Raw genomic sequence first — 9,085 nt, 5'->3', positions numbered from 1 at the left:
CTCCTGCGTCTGCATAAGTAGAGGTCTTGGAGCTGTCGGCGCTGTGCCGGCGCAGGATAGAGATCTGGCTCATCTCGTGTGCTGGCCGGCGGACCGGAACAGCCGAAAAAAAGCGTGTGGAGCTGTCGGCTATGCGCATATTCTTTTTCTCGGATTGGCGCATCCAGCGGCTGGAGCTTGTCGAAGAGCTACTGTACTCGGTAGCTCCTGTTGACGTTATTATTTATGGCGGCGACGACGTCCGGCGTTTCCTGGTTGCCGCCGACCGCAACTATTTTGCTCACCTTGCCTGCTATGCGCGTTATGGGCTGCTAGGAGTCATTGGAAACGACTGCTGGCCGGAGGATCGTCTCATTCTCCAGGCCCCGGGTGTCCATGATCTTCATGCGCAACCGCTCCTGATCGAAGATATAGGATTCATAGGAATTGAAGGGGCTATTTACGAGGGAGAACGCAATAACATTGGCAGGATTCTCCACCCGGAGAGCAAAGTCCGGGCACACCTGGACCAGGCCCGCCGACATCTGGGCCGAGCAGCGAGGCGCCTGGTCGTTGTCTCGCACACGCCGCCGGCGGGCTGTCGCCTCGACATAGGGATTCGCTTCGGTTTCAGCCGTCTCGGCTCGGAAGCCCTCAAAGACTTCATCCTCACTCAGCAGCCGGCCCTTGTCCTGTGTGGTCACTGCCACTCGCGTGGCGGCAAGACGGCCCTGTTAGGCAACACACTGGTTGTCAATGGAGCCTCAGACGACAACAATCCCGATCTCGCGCGTGTTGCCCTGATCGAGCTAGATGAGGCTGAGGCCCTCCCAAAGGTGACCTGGCTGGAACCGCCCGCCCGCCTGCGGGGACCGCAGATTGGGCCGAAGCGTGCCGAGAAGCTGGCCGCCTACGGCATCACACGTCTGGATGAGCTACGCACAGCCCCGCCGGAGGTGCTCAAGGCCATCCAATTTGGCCCGCGGCGTCGCCTGCTTCTGGAGAGCTACCTGCGCGCCTGTGAGGAGAATCGGCCCATCTGGCTGGGATCGCTGCAGCTTCCCTCACCTCTGCTCTTCTACGATGTGGAGACGGGGCTAGCCTCCGCTGATCCTCTCCAAGGAGGAGGAGCGCCCGAACCGTGGCTGATCGGCGTCTTCGACGGACGGGAACTGCGTCAATGGGCCGTCCCCGAGGAGGACAGGAGCCGTCGCCGCGCCATGTACGAAGAGTTTCTCGCCTATATCGCGGCCCATCCGGGGGCGACGCTTTGCTCATGGAGCGGTCACCGCTTCGACGAACGCTCTATTGAGGAAGGAATCGTCCGCTGGGCGCCGCCGCTCCTGGCGCGCTGGTGGCCCTTACCCAAGCTCGACCTGCTGCGACTGCTCAAAAAGATCCTGATACTGCCGCTGCTGAGCTGGTCGCTCAAAGAGGTCGCTAGCTGGTGCGGTTTCCAGTTTAGTGGCGACCTCGATGGCTTTGAGGCGGGCCTCCTCTATGAGGAATACCGGGTCTTCGGCGAGCCTTTGCCTGTTGAACTCATCATGCGCTACAACGCCGAAGACGTCCTCGCGCTGGCCCACGTGGCAGAGTTCCTGCGCAGCACGCTGCCGGAGGCCCCAGCCTCATCGGGGTCCTGATCTTACCTCCTATACGCTACGAGCCATGCTCAGGGAAGTCGTGCCGCTCATCCAACGCGCTTCCCTGGCCTACAGCGAGCAGCGTTCCAGCCTCTGTCTCCTCTTGCCTGGTCAGCCCGGTCAGAGGCAGCAGCCAACAGGCCATGATCGTCGTCGTCAGTGCCATCAAAACCCCCATCGTAAAGAGCTGAGGCGAGAGCAGGCCGGCCTCCAGGCCGACATTGAGGATGATCAACTCGACGAGGCCTCGCGCATTCAGCAGGGCCCCCAGGGCCAGCGCCTCACGCCACGAGGAGGCCAGCCGCGTCCAGCGGGCAGCGAGCGAGCCGCCCAGTAGCTTGCCGGCGCAAGCGACCAGCAGCCACAATCCCATCAGCAGCCACAGCCTGCCCTCAGTGAGCAGATCCAGGCGCGTACGCAGGCCACTGGCAACAAAATAGAGCGGGAGCAAAAGCAAGCTGTTAATCTCCTGCAGCGCCAGCGGTGCGCCGAGGAAAGCCGGCTTGCGGGGTAGGCAGAGGCCCATCACAAAGGCCCCGAACAACGGGTGAACCCCAATAGCGCCTGTGAAGTAGGCGCCCAGCAAGAGCAAGAGCAACGTCAGAGGGGTCAAGAACGACGAGGCCTCACGGCGCTGCTCCAACCAGGCCAGAGCTGGACGCAGCAGGAAGAGCGCCGCCAGCGTAAAAAGCAGTGTCAGACCAACGGTCAGAGCGACCGTCAGCAAGGAGCTGGAGACGCGTGTGAGGGCTAAGGTCAGGGCCAGCAGACACCAGGCCAGTACGTCATCAACAGCGGCGCAGAGCAGGGCCACCATGCCCAGCGGCGTGCGCTGTAGCCCGCGCTCACTGAGCAGACGGGCCAGCACCGGAAAAGCCGTGATCGCCAGGGCAGTGCCGAGCAAGAGAGCAAAGGTCGGAAGCCTGGCCTGTGGCCCTGCCAGTGTCGGCCAAAAAGGCCAGGCCAGAACAGCCCCGCCACCAAAGGGGAGAAGCATGCTCACCAGCGACACCAGCAGCACACGCCCGCTCTGGCGCCAGGCCAGCTCAACATCAAGCTGGGCCCCCAGGGCAAACAAATAGACAATCAGGCCCAGATCTCCCAGCGTCTGTAGCATGGGCAGGCTACTGGAAGGAAACAGCCAGTGCTCCAGGGCCGGAGCCAGTCGTCCCAGAAAGCTCGGCCCGAGCAGTAGCCCAGCCACAATCTCGCCAATCACGCGCTGCAGGCCCAGTCGTTGACCCGCCAGGCCACATAGCTGGACTGCAGCCACCATCACCACCAATTGCAGCAGAAGCGTCTCTGTCACCGACGGACCTCCTTGCATCCTTGCCTGGTGGCTGCCAGCCAGACCACTCGCAGCTCCTGATCTGAGGATCCGAGCGCCCAGTGGAACCTTGAGTGGGCGAGCAGCCAGGCCGAAACTCAGCCACCGCTTGCCAGTAGCCGCAGGCACGTTACTGCTAGCTGCGGCCCTGGTCAAGCCAGACTCTCTCTTTGCCTGATCTGGCAGGCTCAGCCAGGTGGGCCTGCACATCGAAGATCACCGCGAAATCCTCCTGCCCCAAGCCCAAGGCACGCGCCGCTGTCAATAGCTCGTTCGCTGAGCCACTGACAGCAGCGACACATCCACCGCCCGGCCAAGCTCCTGCGCAAGTAGCAAGTCCTTCTACATCATATTGACCAAGCACAAGGCTGCCTCCGGGCGCTCCAGCAGAAAGGGACCACGAGCAAGGCCGGCGAAGCGACAACGCTATCCATCCAGACGCCTCCTACTTGTAGGCCTGCAGGCTGAACCGTGTCCCCTGGACCTGCACGCGGCAGTCGTGCGCGAAATAGAGCTGCTGACAACGAACGCCCATGTCTGCCCCATCGATCTGCCCGAGGCGCTGGCCCCCTTTGCATAAGGGGGAGCTGGAAAGGCAAGTCATTGATCGCGTGATCCCACTCGAATGCCTTGTCCCCAATGGCTTCCTCGCCCTGGCGGAAGGGCGGGCCTATGGTAAGATTCTGCTCGACCCTCGGACTTGATCAGCTTGCTCGTCTGCCCGCTTCGCTTGTAGCTGAGCCAAATGAAGGCTTGTCAATTGTTGCCCTCTCTGCTATCCTCAGCAAAGAGGCAAAAGGAGCGAGACCGTCCAGCAACATAGCCCTGATGGGATCTTGTGCAACACCATACGACATTGACTGAGCTGCTCCCTCTGCGGTGGGCGGCCTCGTGAGCGATAGGGACGTCTGAAAGAACACGGACCTTAGTGCAGCGAAGAGGAGAGCAAAGTCATGGTTTCCTCTGATGAGCATGACCTGACCAGACCAGAAGATGGCGTCAGCTCAGGCTCAACCTATCCGATTGATACCGAGCAGGCTGAGGAGCTAGTGCGTCTCATGCAACAGAACTGCCTGGCGATTGAGGCCGTAGGAGGAATCTTTCCTGAAGGGCTAGATCTGCCGGAAGGGGGACGCGTGCTCGATCTAGCCTGCGGACCCGGCGGGTGGGTCCTGGAAGCGGCCTTTCAGTATCCCCAGGTCGACTTTATCGGCGTCGATATCAGCCAAAGCATGATCGAATACGCACGCGCCCAGGCCCAATCACGGCAGCTAGAGAATGCCCGCTTTCTCATAATGGATGTCATGAAACCGCTATCTTTCCCCGAGGCCACCTTCGATGCCATCAATGGCCGACTCCTGAGCAGCTTTATGCTGCCGGCGGCCTGGCCTGAGCTACTCAAAGAATGCCGGCGCCTGCTCAAGCCCGGCGGCGTGCTCTGCCTCACCGATACCGAGGGGCCGCTGACCACTAGCGAGGCGACCGAGCGCTTTTTTGCCTTAAGCTTTCAGGCCCTCAAACGTGCTGGTCAAAGCTTTTCCCCAGATGGGCGTCATATCGGGATCACGCCACAACTGGCGCCCCTGCTACGTCAGGCAGGTTTTGAGCGAGTACGCCTGTCGGCCAGCGCCATCGACTGGTCAAGTGAAACCCCGGCCCACTACAGCTTTTTCAAAGACGTCATGGTCCTGCTGGAAGTCTCGCAGCCGTTCCTCATTCAAATGGGACTGGCGACCAAAGAAGAGCTACGGCAACTGGCTCAACAGGCGCTGGCCGAGATGCAGGCTGATGACTTCCGTGGCCTGGCGGTAGCCGTAAACGCCTGGGGACACAAGCCGGACGCTGAGAATGAGAATAAGTGAGCGGGTCAGAAAGAAGAGAAGGCGCAAAGACCAGACTCACTGCCAGAGCAGCTGCGCCTCGTTGCCCCGCTCCACGAGTTCCAGATAGCGCGCATAGAGCATCGCGCAACGCGCCTGTTGCTCACCCGGAGTCGTCACCACACTGCGGGCGGGGGCCAGACGAGCCAGCTCCTGGCTCTCGCTCCAGATGCCGGCGGCCAGGCCGCCCAGGAGAGCCGCCCCGCGAGCAGTGATCTCTGCCGCCTCCAGCGAGAGCAAGGGACGCCCCAGCAGATCGGCAAGCAACTGGCGCCAGGCCGGGTGGAGGCTGCCACCGCCAGCGACCAGCAGGCTACCGACCTCCTTGGCACCGGGCAGGCGCTCCAGCGCCAGACGAATACCACAAGCTACCCCCTCCAACGCCGCACGCAAGAGGTGAGCGCGACTATGCTCCAGGCGCAGCCCCAGGAAAGCCCCCGTCTGCGGCCCGCTGTAGTGAGGGCGCTCGGGCGTCAAGCTAGGGACAAAGATCAGCCCCTCGGAGCCCGGCGGAATCTGCTCCAGACTGCCATAGACCTCTGACCAGTCAGCGTGAAGCTGGCGCCGCAACCAGTCGAGAACCAACCCGGCATTCTGAACCGCCGCCATACGGTACCAATGGCGGCCATCGGCAGCGCGATAAAGATGGGTGCGCAAGGTGGGATCGGGCTGCGGCTCGTCGCAGAGCAGTACAAGCTGGGCCCCGGTGCCGAGACTGAGCAAAAGCGTGCCCGGAGCAAGCACTCCGGCGCCCAATAGGGCCGCAGCCACATCGGCGGCACCCGCGGCTACCGGCAGGCCGGCGGGCAGCTCCAAGGCAGCGGCGGCCTCGGACGAGAGAGTACCAGCCCGCGCCGTCGATGGCATCAGCGGCGGCAACAGATCGGCGCGCAGGCCCAGCGAAGCGATCACTTCTTCGGCCCAGCAGTCCCCTGGAAGATCGTAAAGCAGCGTTGCCGAGGCATCGCTGGCCTCCGTGACCAGACTGTCAGCCTGCTGGGCTGCCGCTCGGCGCCGCGTCAGACGCAGACGTAGCCAATCCTTCGGCGAGAGCGCCCGCGCTGAGCGGGCATAGCAGGCCGGCTCGTGCTCAGCAAGCCAGCAAAGCAAAGGGCCGGCCATCCCTGGAACAAGCGGATTGGCCAGACGCTGTCGCAGGGCCGCGGGGAGGGCACGGAAGCGAGCAAGCACCTTCTCGGCGCGCCGATCAGGCCAGAGCATAGCGGCCCGTGTCGGCTGCCCATCAGCATCAACCATAACGATACCATGCATCTGGCCAGCCAGGCCCAGCCCTACAATCTGGCACTGTGGCGCACGCTCGCGCGCCTCGCGCACAGCTAGCCGCGTCGCTCGCCACCAGTCGGCTGGAATACTCTCGGCCCAGCCAGGCCGCCGCGTCAGCAGCGCATATTCGCCCCGCCCCACGCCCAGCAAACGCCCCTCCAGGTCGAGGATCACCGCTTTGACCGCGCTCGTGCCCAGATCGATCCCGAGAAGCGCGGTAATTGCTCCCATGACGGCCTCCTTTCCCTTTTCCTTGTGGCTCGCTTCCCAGCTCTGCTTGCTCGAGCACCCACGCACACACTGGCTGAGCGGACTAGGTCGAGCTTAGCGGCCCGAGGCTGGGGCACCAGGACGGAGCACGGTGCCGGTAATCGAGCCGGAGGGCGGCAGTAGGCGTCGGAAGGCCGCATCAACCTGATATTGCCAGGCACGCCGCGGCCCAGCCATCACATTCAAATAGTACAGGTCGCAGCCCGGCACCGCTGCCACAGTATGGTAGCCGCGCGGCACTAGAACCAGCTCACCATCATGCACCGTGAGCGTCTCGTCCAGCCCGTCGTAGCTGTAGACGCGCTGGATGGCAAAACCGTCCGCCGGCTGGATATGGTGATAGTAGGTCTCCTCAAGATAGGACTCGTGCGGCGGATTCTCGGTATCATGCTTGTGTGGTGGAAACGACGACCAGTTGCCTCCCGGCGTGATCACCTCGACAGCGATCAGACGCTCGGCCTCCTGGTCGGTATCCAGAATGTGCCGAATGCGCCGCTCAGTCTGGCCCGAACCACGGATCTCCAGACTGATATCGGCAGGCCCGATCAGACGCGCCGGCACCTGCTGCTCTGTGGGGGGCGCCGCGGCAATGGCCACTTCCATACGCTCGGAGCGACAGACAAGCTCATAGTGCCCATCAACGGAGAGATAAAGGGCATAGGGAGCACGATCCTCAAAGACGCTCAAACGCTCACCTACCTCCCCAAGCATCTGGCCGTTCAGGCGGGCTTCGCCTATACCTGCCAGGATCATCACCAGGGTCTCCTGCCCCTGCGCCGCCCCACTAAGGCGCTGGCCCGCTCGCAAGTGATAGACCATGAAAGAAACGTACTGCCAGCCAGCCGAGGCGGGGGTAACGGCTAAGCGCACATGCGGCGCCTCAGCCTGAGCTGGCAACGGTGTCGGACGAATGAGCAAACCCATACCATACTCCCTTGTTTGTGCCTGTGTGCACTCGACATGGACAGACTTATGGCTCAGAGAAGGCTTTCCCAGCTAGCCAGCCGGCCAGTGCTCTCTGCTCTTCTCATCTCACCCTCTTAACAATGATAATCGAGCACGGTGGCCCTTGAATAGGGGCGAAATGCGCCAATGAGAACGCTCTCCCCTCTTGCCTTGCCTTCGCATTGTCTAATCTCACCTCGCCTCGCCTGGGCTAAGCTGACCAGCAAACGCCTCAGTCAGTGCCGTTCCTCGTCGCGAGACATGGGACCTGGCAGACGGCAAAACCTTGCTCACGCGCCTCTCTGAACCGTTGCTGTCTGTGCTGTGGCGCAAGCACTGCGGTTGGTTGGTACACTTGACTATCTTACGGGGACGGTGTATGATTACTCCTGATGAAAGTAAGATAATCAAATGTACCAATTAACTCGGGAAGTGCCAGCCGGTTACGGAGGGTCTCAGCGACCGAGCCGGCTGGCGGGTGCCCTTCCCGTGGAGGTAGCTCCCAAGTTATCAGGGCCGGCTGGGGGAGCATGGCCCGGAGCCAATCTTTGCCACCAATGGCCTCGGCCTGGAGCGTTGCCATCGTCGCCACGCTTCCATTGACAGAGCAAGGCGGAGCCTGGCCTCTTCTGGCCGGGCTGCATGCCGTGCAGCAAGATCACCCTTGTTGTCAGGCGGAACGGCGATGCGAGGCATCAGCCGAGGGCGGCGTAGTCTGCCATCGTCTTCTTTTGCTGGCCGGCAGCCTGTCAAAGCAAGACACGGCTGTCGCTCGACGAGCGAGATAAGGAGAACGCCACCATGAAGTACCTCACAAGCGTCAGATCCTGGCTCCTTCCCTTTGTCATCTTGAGCCTACTGCTAGTCATCTCGTTGACCGGTTCTCCATCATCAGCATGGGCAGCACACCAGACAAAGCAGACGCCGGCACCTGTCCATGTCAGCAACCTTGCCGACCGAGTAGATCCCTTCACCGGGACCGGCATTCAAGAGGGAGCGCCCTTCGGCGGTGGCGATACCTTTCCTGGGGCTGATCTCCCCTTTGGTATGGTCCAATGGAGTCCCGACACCGTCAGCTACGTACCTGGCGGCTACTGGTACAACGACAATCGCCTGCGCGGCTTCAGCCTGACCCATCTCAGCGGTGCCGGCTGTAGCGCCTACGGCGACGTTCCTTTCATGCCTTACCTTGGTGCTGTCAGCGACTCGCCGGCGGCAGATCCCTCGCGCTACATTGCCACCTTCTCCCACAGCAACGAGCAGGCCAGCGCCGGCTACTATGCTGTCACGCTGGACAACGGCATCAAGGTCGAGCTCAGCGTAACCCAGCGCAGCGGCATCGGACGTTTCACCTATCCACGTGGGCAGACCGCCACCATGCTGGTGAATGTCGCTGGCTCCGCCAACGGTGCCTTTGACGCCGAGGTTAGCATTGATCCGGCCAACCGAACGATCTCGGGCTGGGTCAGCAGTGGTCATTTCTGCGGAGCCAGCGACGTCTACCGTCTCTACTTCTGGGCCAGCTTCAGCCAGCCCTTCGCCTCTATCGGCACCTGGCATAACGGCGCCATCAGCACTGGCAGCCGCAGCGCGCGTGGTGGTAGTCAAGTAGCCTCGCAGGTCAGCGCAGTTCAGGCGGCCCAGGCTCAGCTTGCCCGAGGGGTTCAGCCCTCCCCCGCCCTCGTTCAGAAGGCCCGCCAGCACCCGGACGTGACGGTCTCTGGCCCCGGTTCGGGCGCCTTTGTCACCTTTGACAC

At 62.3% G+C, this 9,085-nt stretch carries 7 protein-coding genes and 1 pseudogene; 4 read left to right on the top strand and 4 right to left on the bottom strand.

The features are described from left to right. Positions 1-131 precede the first annotated feature (131 nt). A complete protein-coding gene (locus IRZ24_RS12345; protein ID WP_297164659.1) occupies positions 132-1,622 on the top strand; it encodes a ribonuclease H-like domain-containing protein in 1,491 nt (496 codons plus the stop codon). A 16-nt stretch (positions 1,623-1,638) separates the two neighbouring features. Here the strand turns inward: IRZ24_RS12345 and IRZ24_RS12340 are convergent, their stop codons facing one another. Beyond that, positions 1,639-2,931 (bottom strand): cation:proton antiporter, encoded by a 1,293-nt coding sequence (locus IRZ24_RS12340; protein ID WP_297164656.1) that lies wholly within the window; start codon positions 2,929-2,931, stop codon positions 1,639-1,641. A 551-nt stretch (positions 2,932-3,482) separates the two neighbouring features. Here IRZ24_RS12340 and IRZ24_RS12335 point away from each other — a divergent pair. Together IRZ24_RS12335 and IRZ24_RS12330 are read left to right on the top strand one after the other, a co-directional pair. Next, entirely contained in the window at positions 3,483-3,653 is a 171-nt protein-coding gene (locus IRZ24_RS12335; RefSeq protein WP_297164654.1) for a hypothetical protein, read from the top strand. Positions 3,654-3,902: 249 nt separating this feature from the next. Next, positions 3,903-4,811 carry a class I SAM-dependent methyltransferase gene (locus IRZ24_RS12330; RefSeq protein WP_297164651.1) on the top strand — a complete coding sequence of 303 codons (909 nt, stop codon included), beginning with the start codon at positions 3,903-3,905 and terminating at the stop codon, positions 4,809-4,811. A gap of 36 nt (positions 4,812-4,847) precedes the next feature. On the opposite strand, the gene IRZ24_RS12325 is transcribed toward IRZ24_RS12330, so the two are convergent. The 3 genes from IRZ24_RS12325 to IRZ24_RS12315 form a co-directional block, all read right to left on the bottom strand. After that, the gene (locus tag IRZ24_RS12325) at positions 4,848-6,344 is read right to left on the bottom strand and encodes an FGGY family carbohydrate kinase (RefSeq protein WP_297164648.1); all 1,497 of its coding nucleotides are present in this window, start codon (positions 6,342-6,344) and stop codon (positions 4,848-4,850) included. 93 nt (positions 6,345-6,437) lie between these two features. After that, on the bottom strand, positions 6,438-7,307 hold the full coding sequence (gene iolB, locus IRZ24_RS12320; RefSeq protein ID WP_297164645.1) for a 5-deoxy-glucuronate isomerase: 870 nt from the start codon (positions 7,305-7,307) through the stop codon (positions 6,438-6,440). 385 nt (positions 7,308-7,692) lie between these two features. Beyond that, positions 7,693-7,911 (bottom strand): hypothetical protein, encoded by a 219-nt coding sequence (locus tag IRZ24_RS12315; protein ID WP_297164642.1) that lies wholly within the window; start codon positions 7,909-7,911, stop codon positions 7,693-7,695. A gap of 218 nt (positions 7,912-8,129) precedes the next feature. On the opposite strand from IRZ24_RS12315, the pseudogene IRZ24_RS12310 reads away from it, so the two are divergent. Further along, positions 8,130-9,085 (top strand): annotated as a pseudogene (locus IRZ24_RS12310) (hypothetical protein); the annotation flags it as partial.

This window comes from Thermogemmatispora sp., assembly GCF_019683755.1.
Taxonomy (GTDB): domain Bacteria; phylum Chloroflexota; class Ktedonobacteria; order Ktedonobacterales; family Ktedonobacteraceae; genus Thermogemmatispora.
This window is presented reverse-complemented; position numbering and strand designations above follow the sequence as displayed.

Excerpts from the sequence above, each read along its gene's own strand:
- IRZ24_RS12345 (WP_297164659.1), top strand. The coding sequence starts at position 132 with ATGCGCATATTCTTTTTCTCGGATTGGCGCATCCAGCGGCTGGAGCTT.
- IRZ24_RS12335 (WP_297164654.1), top strand. The coding sequence starts at position 3,483 with ATGTCTGCCCCATCGATCTGCCCGAGGCGCTGGCCCCCTTTGCATAAG.
- IRZ24_RS12330 (WP_297164651.1), top strand. The coding sequence starts at position 3,903 with ATGGTTTCCTCTGATGAGCATGACCTGACCAGACCAGAAGATGGCGTC.
- IRZ24_RS12325 (WP_297164648.1), bottom strand. The coding sequence starts at position 6,344 with ATGGGAGCAATTACCGCGCTTCTCGGGATCGATCTGGGCACGAGCGCG.
- iolB (WP_297164645.1), bottom strand. The coding sequence starts at position 7,307 with ATGGGTTTGCTCATTCGTCCGACACCGTTGCCAGCTCAGGCTGAGGCG.
- IRZ24_RS12315 (WP_297164642.1), bottom strand. The coding sequence starts at position 7,911 with ATGGCAACGCTCCAGGCCGAGGCCATTGGTGGCAAAGATTGGCTCCGG.